Annotated in this window: 16 protein-coding genes; all 16 read left to right on the top strand. The window is 51.9% G+C overall.

Annotated features, from left to right (window positions below; all coding sequences use genetic code 11):
• Positions 1-4 precede the first annotated feature (4 nt).
• On the top strand, positions 5-904 hold the full coding sequence (locus DESTI_RS03365) for an FAD binding domain-containing protein (protein ID WP_014808561.1): 900 nt from the start codon (positions 5-7) through the stop codon (positions 902-904).
• Positions 901-1398 carry a (2Fe-2S)-binding protein gene (locus DESTI_RS03370; RefSeq protein WP_014808562.1) on the top strand — a complete coding sequence of 166 codons (498 nt, stop codon included), beginning with the start codon at positions 901-903 and terminating at the stop codon, positions 1396-1398. The genes DESTI_RS03365 and DESTI_RS03370 overlap by 4 nt, the downstream gene beginning before the upstream one ends.
• Positions 1391-3667, top strand: a complete 2277-nt coding sequence (locus tag DESTI_RS03375) for a xanthine dehydrogenase family protein molybdopterin-binding subunit (protein ID WP_014808563.1) — start codon at positions 1391-1393, stop codon at positions 3665-3667. Before DESTI_RS03370 ends, DESTI_RS03375 begins: the two co-directional genes overlap by 8 nt.
• Positions 3668-3838: 171 nt before the next feature.
• Positions 3839-4879 carry a TRAP transporter substrate-binding protein gene (locus DESTI_RS03380; protein ID WP_014808564.1) on the top strand — a complete coding sequence of 347 codons (1041 nt, stop codon included), beginning with the start codon at positions 3839-3841 and terminating at the stop codon, positions 4877-4879.
• Positions 4880-5042: 163 nt separating this feature from the next.
• A complete protein-coding gene (locus DESTI_RS03385; RefSeq protein ID WP_014808565.1) occupies positions 5043-5549 on the top strand; it encodes a TRAP transporter small permease subunit in 507 nt (168 codons plus the stop codon).
• Positions 5546-6862, top strand: coding sequence for a TRAP transporter large permease (locus DESTI_RS03390; protein ID WP_014808566.1), 1317 nt, complete (start codon positions 5546-5548; stop codon positions 6860-6862). Before DESTI_RS03385 ends, DESTI_RS03390 begins: the two co-directional genes overlap by 4 nt.
• A 129-nt stretch (positions 6863-6991) precedes the next feature.
• Positions 6992-7333 (top strand): cupin domain-containing protein, encoded by a 342-nt coding sequence (locus DESTI_RS03395; protein ID WP_014808567.1) that lies wholly within the window; start codon positions 6992-6994, stop codon positions 7331-7333.
• Between the two features lie 85 nt (positions 7334-7418).
• Positions 7419-8114, top strand: a complete 696-nt coding sequence (locus tag DESTI_RS03400) for a DUF2848 family protein (RefSeq protein WP_014808568.1) — start codon at positions 7419-7421, stop codon at positions 8112-8114.
• Positions 8115-8136: 22 nt separating this feature from the next.
• Positions 8137-8928 (top strand): carbon-nitrogen family hydrolase, encoded by a 792-nt coding sequence (locus tag DESTI_RS03405; protein ID WP_014808569.1) that lies wholly within the window; start codon positions 8137-8139, stop codon positions 8926-8928.
• 51 nt (positions 8929-8979) lie between these two features.
• Positions 8980-10173, top strand: coding sequence for a 4Fe-4S dicluster-binding protein (locus DESTI_RS03410; protein WP_014808570.1), 1194 nt, complete (start codon positions 8980-8982; stop codon positions 10171-10173).
• A 31-nt stretch (positions 10174-10204) separates the two neighbouring features.
• On the top strand, positions 10205-11098 hold the full coding sequence (locus DESTI_RS03415) for an FAD binding domain-containing protein (protein WP_014808571.1): 894 nt from the start codon (positions 10205-10207) through the stop codon (positions 11096-11098).
• Positions 11091-12848, top strand: coding sequence for a molybdopterin cofactor-binding domain-containing protein (locus tag DESTI_RS31570; protein ID WP_014808572.1), 1758 nt, complete (start codon positions 11091-11093; stop codon positions 12846-12848). Before DESTI_RS03415 ends, DESTI_RS31570 begins: the two co-directional genes overlap by 8 nt.
• 1 nt (position 12849) lies before the next feature.
• On the top strand, positions 12850-13872 hold the full coding sequence (locus DESTI_RS31575; RefSeq protein WP_014808573.1) for a xanthine dehydrogenase family protein molybdopterin-binding subunit: 1023 nt from the start codon (positions 12850-12852) through the stop codon (positions 13870-13872).
• Between the two features lie 107 nt (positions 13873-13979).
• Entirely contained in the window at positions 13980-15098 is a 1119-nt protein-coding gene (locus tag DESTI_RS03430) for a transketolase C-terminal domain-containing protein (protein WP_014808574.1), read from the top strand.
• A complete protein-coding gene (locus tag DESTI_RS28365) occupies positions 15091-16392 on the top strand; it encodes a thiamine pyrophosphate-dependent enzyme (protein ID WP_014808575.1) in 1302 nt (433 codons plus the stop codon). The genes DESTI_RS03430 and DESTI_RS28365 overlap by 8 nt, the downstream gene beginning before the upstream one ends.
• A gap of 376 nt (positions 16393-16768) precedes the next feature.
• Positions 16769-18313, top strand: coding sequence for a glycosyltransferase family protein (locus tag DESTI_RS03445; RefSeq protein WP_014808576.1), 1545 nt, complete (start codon positions 16769-16771; stop codon positions 18311-18313).
• The last annotated feature ends 195 nt before the right edge of the window (positions 18314-18508 follow it).

Below are 18508 nucleotides of genomic sequence, written 5' to 3' on the forward strand. Positions count from 1 at the left end.
AACAATGAGGATTCGTTCGTTTGAGTATCATTCGTGCTCCAACGTCCAGGAGGCACTCGAATTTCTTAACGAGTATGGGTCAGACGCAAGAGTACTCGCCGGGGGCACTGACCTGGTTCTCGCCTTAAAAGCCAAAAAAATCAGACCTCCTCATGTTGTAAATATCGTCGATATTCCCGATCTGGATTACATCAGCAATTCGTCCGGAGCCATACGCATTGGTGCCCTGGCAAAACATGCGAGGATCACGTCGAGTTCCTTGCTGAAGGAGCATCTGTCTGCTCTTGGCAATGCCGCTGGGCTCATAGGTTCATGGCAACTCCGGAATGTCGGCACCATCGGGGGCAATCTGTGTAACGCCTCGCCGTCTGCGGATTCGGCTCCGCCATTGCTTGCCGCTGAAGCTGAAGCAGTCGTTCTTGATTCCAGAGGTGAATATCGGATTCCGATGAAGGATTTCTTTGTCGGTCCGGGGACCACTCGAATGAAGCCGACTCAGCTTCTCAAGGAAATCGTGATTCCGCTTAAGCAGGGAGGGGCGTGTCATAGCGTCTATCTGAAACTCAAAAGGAAAAAGGCGGTCGATCTAGCGCTGGTAGGCGTCTGCGTGCAAGCGCAACTCGATGAAGTCGGAGGCACGTTAAAGAGCGTCACAATCGCTCTTGGCGGAGTTGCTCCCACTCCTGTTCGAGCAGATGAGGCGGAAAAGATGCTCGTTGGTGTCACTCTGAAGCAAGCTCTTGAGATGCTGCCGGAGGTAGCCGAAGCAGCGATAGCCGTTACGCGCCCCATAAGCGACGTGCGCGCAACTGCCGCATATCGCAAAGACATGGTACGAGTCTATGTGAGCAGAGCAGCCGGGGAGGTGTTCCAGTGCCTATCAGCGAGGATGGAGGACCAATGAAAACGCGGATTTCTGTAACAGTCAACGGTGAGAAACACGAACTGGAGATTAAACCGAATCGGACTCTCGCCGATCTCATACGTATCGACTTGGGGTTGACTGGAACCAAGAAAGGATGCGGCCAAGGGAAGTGCGGAACCTGCACTGTGCTGCTTGAAGGAAAACCGGTCAACTCGTGTCTTATTCTGGCTCCTCAGGTAAATGGGAAGTCGGTTGTAACCATCGAAGGTTTGGCGAACGGTGAAAAACACCCCCTGCAGAGGGCCTTTGCGGAAAAAGGAGCCATCCAATGCGGATTTTGCACTCCCGGCATGATCATGACCGCAAAGGCGCTCCTCGACCAGAACCCTCATCCCACTGAGATGCAGATCAAAGAGGCAATTGGCGGGAACCTTTGTCGTTGCACCGGATATGCAAAGATTGTGGATGCGATCGATGCTGCGGCCGACATTATGAATGATGCTGCAGTCGAAATTGGAGGCCGCGATGTCTGAATTCAGAGTTGTCGGCAAGTCGCTTCCCCAGATTGACGCTCTTCAAAAAGCCATCGGTGAAACAAGGTACGTCTCGGACATCACATTACCGAGGATGCTATACGGTCGTATTCTTCGTAGCCCTTATCCCCACGCTCGGATCCGAAATATTGACGTGTCTCGGGCTGAAGCGCTTCCTGGCGTAAAATCTGTCATCACCTATGCTGACACGCCCGCAGTAAGATTTGGCCCGCGATCCGAAGACTGGACGATCCTGGCGAATACCAAAGCGATCTTCGAAGGTGATGAAATAGCCGCTGTGGCCGCTGTTGACGAAGATGTCGCCGAAGAAGCTTTGGAGCTCATCACGGTTGATTACGAACCGATTCCCGGCGTTTTCGATCCTCTGGATGCGATGGCTCCAGATGCTCCTCTTGTTCACGACGACAAACCCGGAAACATTGCCGCTGAGTTTTCCATTCAGGCAGGTGATGTGGACGATGCTCTCAAGCGTTCTCATTTCGTTTATGAGGCACGCTACTTCACCAACCAGGTGTACCAGGCATACCTGGAACCTATGGGAGCTGTCGCTCAAACAGATATATCAGGGCGTCTTACGCTGTGGGTCGGCACCCAGATCCCCAACATGATGCGGATGAGCTATGCCAAAGCTTTGAGTATGGCTCCGGAAGACATTCGCATTGTCGTGCCGGATTATGGCGGAGCTTTCGGCGCCAAAATGGAAAACAATTCACATCTGGTGGCTGCTGTTCTCGCCAGGAAATCCGGACGACCTGTTAAGGTGATCAATCCCCGCCAGGATGATTTCCTCGCCGGAAATCCCCGTGTCCCCATGTATATCGACATAAAGCTGGGGGTGGATTCCGACGGTATTCTCACCGGTAAAGACGTCAAAATTGTCGGTGGAAACGGCGCCCGCACCGTGTATGGGCCTGCCATTGTCTCCACCGCGTGCTATCGAGTCGATTCACTTTATCGTTTCAAGCACGTCCGGGCCAAAGGCTACACCGTCTATACGAACACGATTCCCACTGGCTGTTTCAGGGGTTTCGGTAATTCTCAATCAACATTCGCTTTGGAATCTTCGCTGGACGCGATCGCAGAAGAATTGAGCATGGATCCCATCGAGCTGCGGATGAAGAATGCGATAGGCCCGAATGAAGTAAGCGTCCATGGCTGGAAAATAGGGAGTAACGGCCTCCGAGAATGCATGACGAGAGCAGCGGAAAGCGCACAATGGTCCGAAAAACGGTCCCAAAAGAAACCTTTCAGAGGCATTGGCCTTGCATGCTGTAATCACGTGTCAGGAAACAGGGCTTTTGCCAGAGAATTCGATGGAGGCTCAGGAATCATCCGAGTGGGACGTGACGGCCGAGTCACCCTTTATCATGGCGAGTCCGATATGGGGCAAGGTCAAAAGACTGCATTCGCTCAGATCGCTGCTGAAAAACTCGGCATCTCTCTTGAGCAAATCGAAGTCGCCGTTGTCGATACCGACGTATCTCCTTTCGGGCTGGGAAGCTTCGCCACCAGAGGGACTACCATCGGCGGTAATGGCGTGCTCTCTGCCGCAACGGAAGCTTTTCGTCAATTGGCGGGCGTCGCCGCGGACATGTTGGAGGCCAACGAGGACGACATTGTCGCTGCGAACGGTAAGTTCTTCGTCAAGGGGTCACCCGAAAAATACATTTTGTTCAAGGAAGTGGCAAATCAGGCATCGACGAGTAGAGGAGGGGCGCCTCTGATTGCAGTAGGCAGTTACATTCCCCCGACGCAACTTCCCGACCCCGTAACAAAATACGGCAATATATCGCCTGCTTACCCCTTTGGGTGCCACATCGCCGAAGTTGAAGTCGATCCGGAGACAGGGGAGATAACCGTGGTGAACTTTGTGGCAGCCCACGATGTAGGTAGAGCCATCAATCCTATGGCAACAGAGGGACAGATCGAAGGTGGTGTGGTTCAGGGACTGGGTTGGACGTTAATGGAGAAGATGGTGGTAGAAAACGGCCATCTTGTTAACCCGAGCTTTCTTGACTACGAAATACCAGGCCCTCTCGATGTCCCTAAAATAACTCCTTTACTGATTGAGTCCATTGAACCCGAAGGACCTTACGGTGCCAAGGGAATAGGGGAACCGGCGCTCAACCCGAGCATGGCTGCCATAACCAATGCCATTTATAATGCCACCGGCGTGCGCATTCTCGCTCTTCCGGTCACTGCGGAAAAGTTGCTAAGCGAGTTGCACAAGCTAAGTGCGAATAAGTGAATTTTACCTAGCTTACAGTTTATTCTCAGCGTTTCACTCCTGACCGCCATGCGTACGTGGGTGCAAGACCCACGATAACTATTAATCGTATATTTTCCTGAGAAATGGTTTGGCAACATTGCCCACTTTGGAAATCTGAACAGAAGGGCATCCAGACGAGAGGAGTAGGAAATGAGAAGAAGGTGCGTTGTAGTGTTGGCGGTCTGTGCAGCCGTCACGATGCTGTTAGCTCTAATGGTAGGCCCGGTCTCGGCCGCGGACAAGACGTTTAAATGGCGTATGCAGACTTATGCATCATCGGGAACACCCGGGTTCCAGTCTCAGAAGATCGCACTGGAACACTTGAAAAAAGCTACGAACGGAAGACTTGACGTGACGCTTTTTGGGGTTGGTACCCTGGTCGGTCTCAGCGAGATGTTGGAAGCCATCGGGAAGCGGAATTTCGAAGTGGGCCACAATGTGGACGCGTTCTTTGCAGGTAAAGATCCCGGTTTTGCTCCGATCTTTAGCGCCATTGGTCTCTGGACGGACCCGAGGGAAGTTCGGGTATGGATCGAGGCCTTTGGTGGTAAGGAGCTCATGAAAAAGGCTTACGCCAAGTACAATGTTCATTATGCGGGGTCGACACTGATCGGAGCCGAACCGATCATGTCGAAAAAACCGTTGAAGACCCTTGAGGACTTCAAAGGCTTGAAGATTAGAACACCCAGTGGTCTGACGGCCATGCTGTTCGAGAAACTTGGAGCGGTCCCTGTGGCTCTGGCTGGTAGCGAAATATATTCAGCTCTGGATACCAACGTGATTGACGCTGCCGAATTCACCACACTTGGTGAGAATGTTCAAATGGGTCTTCATGAAGTCACCAAGTACGTTCTTTATCCGTCTTTTCACGGTCCTATAGCGGTGGTCAATATCGGCGTCAATATGGATGCCTGGAAAAGTCTGCCACCGGATCTTCAGGTCGCGTTCGAGATGATGGTGAAGGAAGCTGATTACCTGTATGACATACTTTCAGCCGCATCCGACTATAAAGCTCTGGCCGAGATCAAGAAGAAGGGCCTGCAGGTCGACAATCTTTCTCCGCAGGATATGGAAAAAGCCAAGCTTCTTTCGATGGAAGTGGCCCTTGAATTTGCCAAGAAAAGTGAACTGTCAAAAGAGGTCATAGATTCCATTCTCAACTTCCTTCGAGTGGGAGACAAAATCAAGTAGGTTTGAACACCCCACTCGGACTATTCCTCGGACACGCGTACCAACCGTTTTACGCTGCTGTCCGTCAGTGCTGGGCCTTGGCACTCTTTCAAGGCCTGGCACGCCAAGAACCGGGCTGTCTCAGCGTGTCAGTGGAATAGTGACAAAGTGATGTGAGGTAAATATGGAGAAACTTGTCTCGGCAATAGACCACATTAGTGAGTGTCAAGGGAAAATCTTTTCCGTACTCTTGCTCGTGGTGACTCTACAAGTGTGTTACGAGGTTTTGCGGCGGTATTTTTTCGGATCCCCGACAATATGGGGACTTGAACTCACCGAGTTTCTCTGTGCAATCATGTATATCATGGGTGGAGCATATGCCTCTGTAACAGATGCTCACATCAAGGTGGATGTGTTCTCTTCCCTGTGGTCGCCTAAAACGAGGGCACTAATAGACGTGTTCGTCACTGATGTGGTCTTCTTTCTGTTTTGCGGTGTGCTCGTTTGGCAAAGTGCTGTGTGGGCATGGGAAGCAATCGCATCAGGAATTACTACCGGCAGCATGTGGGACCCTCCTGTCTGGCCTGCTCGTGGAATCCTCTTTCTGGGCTCTGTAACTCTCTTTCTGCAGGGTTTTGCCAAGTTCGTCAGAGATATCCAGGTAGCTCTAGGCAAAAGGAGCGTGACATGAGTCCGGCTGAAATCACCATCCTGATGTTCGGTTCCTTCTTTATCCTACTCATGGTCGGAGTGCCACTTGCATGGACCACGGCTGCTCTGGGACTGTTTTTCACCTATTTCCTCTGGGGAGTGGGGAACCTCAATATCATCGTATTGCGCATTTACGATGTCATGGGTAGTTTCAGCCTTGTCGCCATACCTCTATTCGTCTTCATGGGCAACATACTCCAACAGTCTGGAATAGCGGAAGATCTCTTTCATGCGATTCACGTCTGGCTCGGTCGCCTAAAAGGAGGTTTGGCAGCAGCTACTATCGTCCTATGTTGCATCTTGGGAGCGATGATCGGCACCGCCGGAGCGGATATCACTATTACCGGACTCATATGTCTTCCTTTCATGCTTCAGCGCGGATATGACCGTAAGATGGCTCTAGGAGCTATCGCTTCGGGTGGCGCTCTCGGTGTCCTTATTCCGCCGAGCATCATGTTTATCATCTACGGCGTCACCACCGGTCAATCTATCGGCAAACTCTTCATGGGCGGTATCGGACCGGGATTGCTGTTCGGGGGGCTCTATATTGTTTACATTTTGACCAAATGTCATCTGAATCCAACTGCGGGGCCTCCGGCGACAGAAGATGAAAGAAACATGACGTTTCGCGAAAAATTGGGCCTGACCCGATCGTTGTTACTACCGATCCTCCTGATCATTGCAGTAATGGGAGCGATATTTTTCGGAGTAGCCACCCCTGGCGAAGCATCAGGAATAGGTGCACTCGGAGCGTTAGTCTGTGCAGCAGTACGGAAGACGTTGACCTGGGGCAACCTGAAGCAAAGTCTTTTTGCAACTATGAAGACTGTTGGACTGATTATGTGGATCGTATTCGGAGCAATGGTGTTCATCTGCACGTACACGCTTGCCGGCGGCGCCGAATTCGTCAGAGAGAGCTTGACAGCGCTTCCCCTCGGCCCATGGGGAATCCTCATTCTGATGCAACTCATTCTCCTGGCTCTCGGCATGGTTCTGGACATCATTGGAATTACCGTATTGTTTGCTCCCATGTTCGTTCCAGTAATCAAGGAGTTGGGATTCGATCCTTTGTGGTTCGGGGTTCTATTCAATTTGAACTTGCAGATAGCATATCTTTCGCCACCATTCGGCTACTCCCTGTTTTATCTCAAAGGAGTTGCCCCGTCTGACGTTACAATGACAGAGTTGTACAAGTCAGCTCTACCGTTCATGCTTCTGCAAGTGATTGGCATGATAATCTGTATGCTGTTTCCCCCGGTTATCACCTGGTTACCCAGCGTGATGATTAAATAAGAGAGCGTCAGGCACACGCAACCTTATTGTGGGATCGTTAGACAAACCAGCCGGGCGTGAGCTGTCCGGCCCAGGACTCCCTGAGGAGTGAGAATACTGAAGTCGAAAATTCAAGGAGGAGCTTGACTAATGCCTAAACCCGAAATCGAATTCATCGATTGCGACCTGAAGTACGAGTGGCGCCCCGTGGAAGGGGATAAATATGGCATTATGGAAAAAATCCTGTCCCACGATCCGGAAACCGGCGACTATACTCGTTTGCTAAAATTTCCTCCAGGTACTGAAACCGAAGAAACGCTGGTTCATGATTTCTGGGAAGAAGTTTGGATCGTGGAGGGTTCGTTGTACGATATCGCTAAGGAGCAAACCTTCCTGGCCGGTTATTATGCATGTCGACCCCCGGGAATGATTCATGGACCCTACAGGATTCCTTACGGCTGTGTCACTTTCGAGCAGCGGTATTACAAATGATGGGGCCAGTGCACTCCATTGGTAACCGAAGCCTTAAATCCGCAGCAAGGATTTGGCCTGCTGATGGATATAAAGGGGGGTTTTCTTGAACATAGTAATAGATGTGATCCATGGCGGTGAAGCTCATCAGTGGAGTTTCGAATTCTCACGAATGGTGAATGCCGGATATGTCGGCCGCAACCAGGATGAAGTGAGACGCCATATCGAAGAATTGGCAGTGAAGGGAATACCGGGTCCAAAGAAGACGCCAACTCTCTACCCTGTTATCACCAGAGCACTGCAAACCGATCCGTTGGTGGAGGTTTACGGTGCCGCAACTTCCGGCGAAATTGAATATGTGTTGCTGGTGGAGAATGAAGAAAAAGTCTTGGTAGGGCTCGGTAGCGACCATACAGACAGGCATCTGGAAGAGACGGATATCCCCAGGGCCAAGCAGATCTGCCCAAATATCATGAGCAAGCAAGTCTGGCTACTCTCAGATGTGGAAGATCACTGGGACGATCTCATTATGCGGAGCCGGGCTGTGTCCGAAGGCAAGGAAGTTCCTTATCAGGAAGGTCGCCTTGGGCTACTCATGAGTCCAAGACAGTTGATGGCCTTTATCAAGTCGGAAATAGGTCCCCTGGATAACACAGTTATCTTCTCCGGTACACTGGGCATGCTCACCGGCGACTTCGTTTGCGGTGAACGCTTCCTGGGAGAACTCGTAGATGAACGACTGAACAGGCGTTTAACGCTTGAATATGAAGTCAGCAAGCTTGACTATGTAAATCTGGACTAGTCATTTGAGGAGATGGTCGGCCATGAAGGTCTCATCAATACAGATGGCGGTTGTTGAAGGAAATAAAACCGCCACCATCGAAAAAGCTTTGGAACTGATCCGCAAGGAACGAGAAGCCGATCTCATTATTCTACCTGAACTGTGGAATGTAGGATTTATGAGCTTCGACCGATATGTCCCGGAGGCGGAAACCAAAGACGGACCGTTGTTAAATACGTTGAAAGACCTGGCGAGGGAGATGCAGGTTCATCTCCATACGGGTAGCTTCGTCGAAGAAGATAATGGACGCTACTACAATTCGAGTTATCTCTTATCGCCTGGTGGAGAGATCTTGGCCAACTATCGCAAGATCCATCTCTTCGGTTTTAACTCAAAAGAAACACAGATCCTGAGCCCAGGCCACGAGGTAGTGGTGGCCGATACGAAGCTCGGAAAGCTGGGTATGGCGACATGTTACGACTTGAGATTCCCCGAACTCTTCCGTCGTATGGCTTTCATGGGCGCCGAGCTCTTTCTCGTGTGTTCTGCTTGGCCATACCCACGCCTCGAGCATTGGATAATGTTGAATCGAGTGCGAGCCTTGGAAAACCTTTGCTTTCTCGTCTCATCCAACTCGGTTGGTCCCAATGCAGGAGCAAACTTCATGGGACACAGCATGATGGTGGACCCAATGGGAATAATCCTGACAAGCGGCGGTGACGAGGAAGTCACGCTCAGATACGATCTTGAGTTAAAGGATGTGGACAGGCATAGAGGCAGTTTTCCTGCTTTTTCAGACCGAGTGGATTGGTTGAATCCAGTGGGCTCGCAATAGGACTCTGTTTCAAACCAATCGAAACAGAGGGAGTAACGAGGAGTTTAGAACATGGCTGATCTATCAGTCCAATTTTGTGGAGTACGTATCAAGAATCCCGTATTAGCAGCATCCGCCGAACCTACTTTAAATGCCGGCAATATGAACAAGTGCATCGAAGCAGGTGCCGGTGGTGTAATCGCTAAGACAATGACAGACTCACCTGCGATGCGTGAGCTCACAACTCGCTCCAAATGGCGTTTTCTTGACCAACGTCATGAGGTGTGTCATGGCAAAGTTCCGCGAGCGTTCAGTCTATACGGGCGAAGCGGCCTGGCGCTTGAAACCCCGGAGGAGTTTCTGCCGGAAATACGGAAAACACTTAAGTTTGCTGCTGACAATGATGCAGTCGTGGTCGGTAGTATCGGTTCCACCGAGATATCCGGATGGGTCGAACTGGCAAAGCAGATGGAAGACGTAGGCGTACCTCTGCTCGAGTGCAACTTCGGATGCCCTCACCCCAAAATGATGCCCGGAGTCAGAACCGGTATGAATGTAGGCCAGGATTTCAATTATGCCTGCGAGATCACCCAGGCGGTCGCAGAAGCAGTGCGCATACCAGTGATGATCAAGGTGACACCCCAGGTGAACGATCTCGTCGGATTCTCGGGCCGTCTCCTTGATGTAGGGGCGAAAGCGGTCACATTGACGAACCGATTTATCGGATTTGTGCCTGATATTGAGAGCGGAAAGCCACTCATTTGGGGTCAAGCGGGAATCGGCGGACCGTGGGTAAAACCCCTCACCCTTAGATGGATACGAGAAGTCTACCTGGCATACAAGGAGCGAGTGGCTATTGCAGGCACGAACGGCGCGTACGACTGGCGTGACATTGTCATGTTCGTCATGAGTGGAGCGGATATCGTGGAGATGTGCTCTGCCGTCATGGTTTACGGCTATGAGTGGTTGGGCAAGCAGGTCAAGGGGCTCGAAGAATGGATGGATGCTAAAGGATATAAGAGCCTGGCCCAAATGAAGGGAATCGCAGCGGAAGCAGCTTTACCGTATGCGAACATGCCCTCCGAAAAAGCTCGAGTTATCGAAGACGCCTGCATCGGCTGTAAACGCTGTTTGGACGCATGTTTCTATAACGCCATGCAAGATGGTGGCGAAAAAACACACGTGCTTGAAGAAAATTGCATCGGCTGTGGCGGATGTCTCTCAGTCTGCCCCCAAGCAGGAGCAATCGAAATAAACGTCGTGTGAACCGGGCCTAGTCCCAATGAGGTTTACGAACGTGCGCTGGCAAAACTATCACGTGATGAGCAACCTTCCTGAGTTGCTCGAGAGCCTTGGCCAACTTGATGGCCGAGGCAGAGTGGTCGCAGGCGGAACCGATCTGATCGTGCGGCTGAAAGAAACGGATATGCCTTCGCAGCCGCTGACCTTGCTGGATGTCACCAGAATCGATGCCATGCGAGGAATCAAGCAGATTGGTGACGACATCCATATCGGGGCCGCAACAACCATTTCAGAGATCTCAAACTCACCGCTTATCGGGTTAAAAGCTCGGGCTCTGGCGCAAGGAGCCGGCTGGTTAGGATCGCCTCAAATAAGAACCGTTGCCACCATCGGCGGCAATGTCGTTAACGCTCTCCCTGCAGCGGATACGTCGGTTCCTCTGGTGGCTCTCGGCGCTCGCGCTCGTATCGTGTCCGCGCGTGGCGAGAGGATAGCACTCGTTGAAGATCTTTTCCGTCGGGTCGGCGAGAGCGCGATAGATCCGACTCGTGAGGTGGTCACAGAATTTATCGTAAAGGCCGATCTTGCTCCCTGTGGGGCCAGTGCCATGACCCGTATGGCCAAACGCAAAGCATTCACCCTTCCGATTCTCTCAGCAGCGGTTTGGATAGATCTGGACAAAGCAGGCGAGCGCTTCCAGGCTGTTCGCATCGTTGCGGCTCCGGTCGCTCCTGTTCCGTGGCGAGCCAAACGTGCGGAAGAGGTTATCTCGGGACGAGAAATCTCGAGCAGGAGTATTGAAGAAGCAGCCGCTCTGGCTGGCGAGGATGCGAAGCCTGGTAGTTCGTTACGCGGTGGCTCGGCGTACCGCAAGGATATGGTCGTTGTCCTGGTGCGGAGGGCTCTACGGGATGCTTTGAAGCAAGTGGATAGAGTGCCCCATGAATGAAACTACAATAACTTTCAGCGTCAACAATGTGATGCGCACGGTCAGAGTGGCCGAAGACGCCCTGTTACTGGAAATCCTGCGGGACGACCTGAAATTGACCGGAACCAAGGAAGGCTGTGGAAACGGCGAATGCGGAGCCTGCACGGTGCTGATCGATGGAGAACCTGTGGCATCTTGCATCTACCCGGCCAAGGCAATCCATGGGCGAAGTGTGGAAACCATCGAGGGCCTGGGAGCGCAGAATCGACTGCATCCACTCCAGAGTTGGTTTCTGAAGCTCGGGGCAATCCAGTGCGGGTTTTGTACTCCAGGCCTGTTGATGACGTGCAAGTCGTTCCTTGACCGAAATCCCAACCCCACTCCGGAAGAGGTGAAAGAAGCAATCACCGGCAATCTTTGTCGATGTACCGGTTACACCAAAGTTGTCAAGGCCGTGATGGCTGCCGCGGCAGAGCTGAGAGGAGAAACCCCGGAAGCTCCTGAAGATGCTCCCGGATGCCCTCCTGTCGGTCGCTCTTTGATCAAAGTAGATGGATTGCCCAAGGTGCTAGGCGCGGCGAAGTTTGCAGCAGATATCGGCAGAGCCGATATGCTCCACGCCGCTATGGCGGTCAGTCCGTACCCTCATGCCAGGATACTCTCCATTGATCCGGGGGCCGCTCTGGCTATGGCCGGAGTACATAGGGTCATTACCGGTCATGATATCCAGGGAGAGACCTTGTACGGCGTGAACATAAAGGATCAGCCATTCCTGACCCGTGAGGTCGTGCGGTTCGCCGGTGAGCCTGTTGCTATTGTTGTGGCTGAGACCAGAAGGTTGGCGCGGCTTGCCGTGAACGCGGTGCATGTCACTTACGAAGAGCTTCCGGCTGTCTTCGACCCCAGGGAGGCTATGAGCCCCGATGCCGTGAAGGTGCATGACAACGGAAACGTGCTGCTCTACCGCAAAATGAGAAAGGGCGACATCGATAAAGGATTTGCCGAGGCCCATGTGATTGTGGAGCGCAGTTTCACGACTCAGTCTGTGGATCATGCTTATATCGAACCGGAGGCGGCTCTTGCTTATTGGGATGGTGAGATGCTCGTGGTGGAATGCTGCAGTCAGGGGCCGCACTACCTGCGCCATGAAATCGCTCGTATGTTGAAGTTCCCCATCAGCCGGATCAGGGTGATACAGGCTACAACGGGCGCCGGATTCGGCGGTAAGATAGATTTGCTCCTGCAGCACTTCGTCGCGTTGGGTACCTATCTGACCGGCCGACCTGTCAAGATGGTGTGGAGCCGGGAAGAGTCGCTGCGTACCAGCACCAAGCGCCATGCGTTTTACCTTCAGTACACTTTTGGAGCCACAAGAGAGGGAAGGCTCACTGCAGCAAAGGCCGAAATCATCGGGAATACCGGCGCTTATGCATCATTCGGACCGGCGGTGCTTACTCGCTCGGCCACTATGGCCCTTGGTCCGTACGATTGCCCGAACGTGTGGGTCGATTCATATGCCGTGTACACCAACACTCCTATTGCCGGCGCGATGCGTGGCTTTGGGGCACCTCAGATGTCTCCTTGCCATGAGCCACTCATGGATGAGATTGGCCGAAGATGCGGGCTTTCCGCTGTTGAAATACGCAGGATCAACATGGTGCGTCCGGGGTCGTCCACTGTCACCCAACAAGTTTTGGAGGCCGGCGTAGGAGCCCTGGAAACTCTGGAGCGAGTGACCGGCCACCTCCCTTCACGGGAAATGGAGGGATAAGATGAAGAAGCGCGGAGTAGGTCTTGCTTGCATTTACTTTGGTATGGGCAATACAGCGAAACCCAATCCATCCAGCGCGTACGTGGAGTTGCTGGAGGACGGTTCTTGTCTTGTGCGTTGCGGAGCAGCCGACCTGGGGCAGGGTTCGGACACGGTACTGGTCCAGATCGCCGCGATGGCGCTGGGCTTGAAGCCTGAAGTAGTGTTCATCGAATCCGCAGACACGCTCACAACCCCTGAGGCCGGTATGAGCTCCGCCAGTCGGCAGACGTATGTGTCGGGAAATGCGGTGCGCATTGCAGCAGAAAAAGTGAAGGAGCTAATTCTGAAGCAAGCAGAGGATGACTTAGAGGCCAGGGGAGAGGATCTCGTCATATTTGACGGCCTGGTGTACGTTCAGGGGGCTCCCGATTCCGGCACCACGGTCGAACACATTTGCCGTAATCTGCGTGCCCGAGGCATTCTAACCTCTGCATGGGGCTCCTTCAACCCGCCAACTCCGGAGATGCTGGATCAGGAAACTGGAGCCGGCATCCCTTACGGAGCTTATTCGTACGCTGCTCAAGCGGTGGAAGTTGAAGTAGACACCGAGACTGGCGAGTTTGACATCATCCGTGTCATAGCAGCGCATGATGTGGGAAAGGCCGTCAATCCCATGGGAGTAGAAGGGCAGATTGAGGGAGGAGTGGTAATGGGCCTCGGATACGGGACCATGGAGGAATTGGTGTACAAGGATGGTCAGTTAACTACGACCGGCTTTGGCACGTACCTTCTTCCGACTGCGCTCGATGCTCCTCCCGTCGTGCCAATCATCGTCGAAGAGCCGGAACCCACGGGGCCGTTCGGCGCAAAGGGCACCGGAGAACCGCCTGCCTGCCCGACTGCAGCAGCTCTTCTCAATGCCATATATGATGCCGTGGGCGTGAACATTACCTCGCTACCCGTGACAGCCGAGAAGGTCTATGAAGGTCTTCGCACTCTTGAAAAGGATCGAAATGAGATTGGCCGAAATGGTAGCAATTAATGCCAATTTGCTCTCAAGTTAAACGAAAATCCCCTCTAACCCCTTTTTATTAAAGGGGGGAATGGGGGGATTTTGAATCAAATTGGTATAAGCAGGAGCTTGAAGAAATGGGTCTTACGTTAATGGACGGCAACGAGGCTGTCGCGTGGGGAGCTCTCGACGCCGGATGTCGTTTTTTCGCCGGATATCCGATTACTCCGGCGACCACAATATTCGAGACTATGATCAGGATTTTGCCTCCTTCCGGCGGCATAGTGCTGCAAGGAGAAGACGAAATCGCTTCCCTGGGATACTGCCTGGGAGCGTCCATGGCTGGGTTCAAGTCGCTGACAGCCACGTCAGGTCCAGGAATCAGTCTTTACAGCGAGCACATCTCCTTCGCAATAGGATCTGAAATACCCGTAGTAATCGCTGATGTTCAACGACTGGGGCCCAGCACCGGCTATGCTACTATGGGTGCAGACGGCGATATCCAGTTCCTGCGCTGGGGAAATTCCGGTGGATTGCCTGTGATCGTCCTTTCCCCGGTGGACGTGCGGGACTGCTACATTCTCACCATACATGCATTCAATTTGGCTGAGACATTGAGATGTCCGGTATTTATTGCCTCAAGTAAGGAAATTGGCATGACCCGCGAGTCCGTAGACTTTGAGGCTTTTGAACCACCTGCATTAGTGGAAAGGGTCTACAACCCCAAAGGGTCTGAGTACGCTCCTTTCAGGGCGGCACCAGGCACTCACGTTCCGTATTTCGCACCGATCGGAGATGACGTAATTTCCCGCCAAACTTCTTCCATGCATGGCGAGAATGGCTACATTACTGCGGATGCGGTTCAGATTGCGGCCCAGGTGGAGCGGTTAAAGCAAAAGTTGGAAGCCGAAATCGACACATTCACGTTCCACGAGGCCCACATGCGGGCAGGAGCCGACACTCTGGTTATAACGTATGGGATTACGACTCGTGCGGCTCGCCAGGCTTGTCGGGAACTCGATGAATTGGGCACGCCTGTCTCGCACCTGGTGCTCAAGACCCTGTGGCCTGTTCCTGAAAAATTGATTCAGGAGACTGCCGTAGCATTCAGGCGAGTCGTGGTGATTGAAGCCAACCTGGGACAATACGTGCATGAAGTGCAAAGAGTGCTGAGAGACAAACGAGTAGAATTCTACGGGAAGATGGATGGCCACTTGATTTCCCCAGATCGCATCAAGGAGGTAATCCATGGCTGAACGGACACTTCTCAATCATGAGCGGCCACCCATATTCTGCCCTGGTTGCTCCCACGATAAGGTGCTCAGAGTTCTGGACAAGACCCTTGTGAAAATGGGCCTTCAGGGTAACGAGATTTGCATTGTGACCGATATAGGCTGCTCGGGTTTTTTCGACGTTTTCTTGAACACCCATGCTTTCCATGGCGTTCATGGTCGAGCCCTGACATACGCTGCGGGTATTAAGCTATGCCGGCCCGATCTCACTGTGATAGTGACTATGGGAGACGGTGGGCTCGGTATCGGTGGCGCACATATTCTATCAGCTTGTCGGCGAAACCTCGATCTCACGCTTCTCGTTCTGAATAACTTCAACTTTGGCATGACAGGCGGTCAGTGCTCGGTAACCACTCCGAACGAAGCTGTGGTGGCTTCGGGATTCTTGAACAGACTGGACAAGCCACTTGAAATAACATCAGTGGCTGCAAGTGCAGGTGCTCCGTTCGTATGCGATTGTTCTGCATACCAACCGGACCTCGGAGATATACTGGAGCGTGCCATCCGTTTCAAAGGTTTTTCCGTTGTAGATATACTCGAGCTTTGTCCCGGCAGGTACACGCGGCGCAACAAACTGACGGTCAAACATCTTGAAGAATCGTTGAAAGCTAAGGGTGCGTCCTGCAGCGAGGTTCCTCAAAATCAACGACCGGAATACGGACAGCAGTATCGATTTGAGGCAGCCCAACAGCGATCCGTGAAACGGCCTAAGACGGTGGATGTGCGCTTCAAGCGCCACCAGGCAGGGCGCGAGGAAGTCGTCATCCTTGGAGCAGCCGGGCAACGGGTTGTCACTGCCGGCGAATTGCTCACCATAGCCGGTGTCACTGCAGGAATGTACTGCAGTCAGAAGAACGAATACGACGTCACTGTGTTGCGTGGTCCTTCTATCAGTGAGGTCATTCTTTCAGCTCACCCTATAGAGTATAACGGCTCTACAAGTCCAAAGGCGGTTATCGCCCTGGCCAACGAAGGAGTGAATCGACGTGTCAAACTCTTGAAGAATCTGCCGGAAGATGCCTTTGTGCTCGCCGCGGCCGGAATAGACCTTCCGGAAACCGCTGCCGCAGTGCACCGGGTGGATTTCCGGTCCATGGGGATCAAACGGGAGGACTGGGCACTGGCCTCACTGGGTGTCCTGGCGAGTCGCGGGGAAGTCCTGTCCCGGGAGGAGCTTGATGCAGCGACCGAGTTCCGTTTCCAGGGCGAAACATTGCGACTTGTAAGAGAGTTACTGACTGGAATCCGTAGCCTTTGATGCCAATTTGCAGTCAAAATCCCCCCATTCCCCCCTTTAATAAAGGGGGGTTAGAGGGGATTTTTATCTAACTTTGAAAGCAAAATTGGTATGACTCTCGGGAATCCTGCTCTCCTGTAAACTGAACAAAATGTCGAGGAAGAATGACCGACCTCCCGCATTCTTCCTCGTGCAAACACCAGGCGATGAACCAGCCGTTCCCGCTCCGGGTCGGACAACCGGCCGATCTGAGGTCGCTTCTCATTCTCTCCTCCGATTCTTCTCTTTTGGTATTGACAGGTCAGGAACTCCTCTTCACAATGTATCGTCGATCCAGAGACAGAGGGCGACAGAAATAAGAGCTGGAATAAGGATGCTCAGCAGGTTACGTAATTTCATGAATATCAAGCCGGAAGAATTCGTCTTCTCGGGATTTCAGATAGTACTTTTGTTGCTTTTCCTTGTCATTGCGGGTCAGTCGATAACATGGCCTGTAGTCGATGATTTAGCGTACCTGCAATACTGCGGTTATCTCTTCGCGGAACATGGATTAACACCCTACAAAGATTTTTACGACTTCCAAATGCCCGGCACACATCTGCTCTTTTCTGCTCTGGTGTGGCTTGTCGGAGTTTCGGCATTAAAATGGCGACTTCTTGATATCGCACTGACTTCTCTGCTGTTGACAGTGACCGCCCTTTGGATGAGGAAAAAATTCAACTGGCAAGTAGCGTTATTCGGTTCTCAGTTGGTCGGTTTCATGTACTTTAGTTTCGGACCGAACTGGTCACTGCAGAGAGATTTCATCATGCTTTTGCCTATCAGCCTGGCCCTGGTGCTTTTGGCTGCTGTAAAGCACAAATCTCTGTACAGAACCTGTTGGTGCATCGGGCTTTTGTTCGGACTATCTGCCGCAATAAAGCCGCAGGCGGCTATTGGGCTGCCGGTGGTGCTTTTCATGGCAGAACTAGAGGCTCGAGAGAAAGATGCTTACCGAAAAGGATCCTTCCTGAGGCTTATATACGTATCCCTGTCAGGTTTTTTTGGCTTTCTGTTGCCTCTGGCTCTCATTTTTTTGTGGTTATACCATACTGATGCGTTTTACCCGTTTCTTGACATTTGGACCAAATACTTGCCCTGCTATAATTCTTTGTTAGGATGGGACGTTTGTGGATCAACCTACGAAAGGATAGCTTTCATAGCCAAGAATTATGTCAAGTTTGGTGGGTTCGCCATTTTGATCGCTCCGCTAACCTTAAGCCTTTATTTCACATTATTCTTCTCTTCGGCACCAAGATCGCAGAAAAGGTGGTCATTATTTCTTACTGCTCTGGCATTTGTTTACAGCGTCAATGTTGCGATGGCAGGGAAATTTTTCCCATATCATTGGCTGCCGGTTTTCTATTTCTTTGTTCTCGTCGCCTCCCTCTGTATAGCGGCACTGAGTCAGGAAATGGCGAGGTCGGCAAAGACATTTCCAATTATGGTTTTGCTAATATCCAGCGCAATTCTCTTTCGCCCGTCCGGTTTTACACTGCGACCTCTTATCGGACATCCGGTATCGATTGAAAGGGATTTGGTTCAAATGGTGAGATGTCTGACAACAGGAGGGGACACTCCTCACAGTGTGCAAGTGCTCGCACATAATGGTACAGCGCATCGAGCCGCAATCTTGTCGAAATCTATTTCAGGTTCTCGTTTTCTTACAGACACTATTTTTTACGTAAATGAGCAATCCCCGACTGTTCAAGAATTGCGACAACGTTTTCTCAAAGAATTTCTCGCAAATAAACCGGAGTTCATACTCGAAGGCGGCTGTCAAGTAAGATCCAAAACGACCGATGGATTTCCCGCCTTGCAACGAGCCATCAGAGAAAACTACTCCATTGTATGCGAAAAAGATGATTTCAAAGTGTGGAGACGATCATTCTGTAGCAGATGACATAATTTCTGACCTTTTGAACGCATTGTTCTTTAAAAGAACAGTAGGGGCCGGCGTCCCAGCCGGCCCGAATCGGTTGATTTTTATTTGAAAAATGTGCCGGCACGGAGGCACGGCACCTACCAATTGCCGAGAAGTGCTTTTCGCAATTGGACATTGTTTTATACACTTGCTATAAATGCTGGTTCTGCTATC

Origin of the sequence: Desulfomonile tiedjei DSM 6799 (assembly GCF_000266945.1) — a bacterium.
Lineage (GTDB): Bacteria > Desulfobacterota > Desulfomonilia > Desulfomonilales > Desulfomonilaceae > Desulfomonile > Desulfomonile tiedjei.

What these genes read in the sequence shown, in the direction of transcription:
- DESTI_RS03395 (WP_014808567.1), top strand. Translation starts at nt 6,992, where the DNA reads ATGCCTAAACCCGAAATCGAATTCATCGATTGCGACCTGAAGTACGAG.
- DESTI_RS03390 (WP_014808566.1), top strand. Translation starts at nt 5,546, where the DNA reads ATGAGTCCGGCTGAAATCACCATCCTGATGTTCGGTTCCTTCTTTATC.
- DESTI_RS31570 (WP_014808572.1), top strand. Translation starts at nt 11,091, where the DNA reads ATGAATGAAACTACAATAACTTTCAGCGTCAACAATGTGATGCGCACG.
- DESTI_RS31575 (WP_014808573.1), top strand. Translation starts at nt 12,850, where the DNA reads ATGAAGAAGCGCGGAGTAGGTCTTGCTTGCATTTACTTTGGTATGGGC.
- DESTI_RS03365 (WP_014808561.1), top strand. Translation starts at nt 5, where the DNA reads ATGAGGATTCGTTCGTTTGAGTATCATTCGTGCTCCAACGTCCAGGAG.
- DESTI_RS03370 (WP_014808562.1), top strand. Translation starts at nt 901, where the DNA reads ATGAAAACGCGGATTTCTGTAACAGTCAACGGTGAGAAACACGAACTG.
- DESTI_RS03380 (WP_014808564.1), top strand. Translation starts at nt 3,839, where the DNA reads ATGAGAAGAAGGTGCGTTGTAGTGTTGGCGGTCTGTGCAGCCGTCACG.
- DESTI_RS03385 (WP_014808565.1), top strand. Translation starts at nt 5,043, where the DNA reads ATGGAGAAACTTGTCTCGGCAATAGACCACATTAGTGAGTGTCAAGGG.
- DESTI_RS03445 (WP_014808576.1), top strand. Translation starts at nt 16,769, where the DNA reads ATGAATATCAAGCCGGAAGAATTCGTCTTCTCGGGATTTCAGATAGTA.
- DESTI_RS03375 (WP_014808563.1), top strand. Translation starts at nt 1,391, where the DNA reads ATGTCTGAATTCAGAGTTGTCGGCAAGTCGCTTCCCCAGATTGACGCT.
- DESTI_RS28365 (WP_014808575.1), top strand. Translation starts at nt 15,091, where the DNA reads ATGGCTGAACGGACACTTCTCAATCATGAGCGGCCACCCATATTCTGC.
- DESTI_RS03405 (WP_014808569.1), top strand. Translation starts at nt 8,137, where the DNA reads ATGAAGGTCTCATCAATACAGATGGCGGTTGTTGAAGGAAATAAAACC.
- DESTI_RS03430 (WP_014808574.1), top strand. Translation starts at nt 13,980, where the DNA reads ATGGGTCTTACGTTAATGGACGGCAACGAGGCTGTCGCGTGGGGAGCT.
- DESTI_RS03410 (WP_014808570.1), top strand. Translation starts at nt 8,980, where the DNA reads ATGGCTGATCTATCAGTCCAATTTTGTGGAGTACGTATCAAGAATCCC.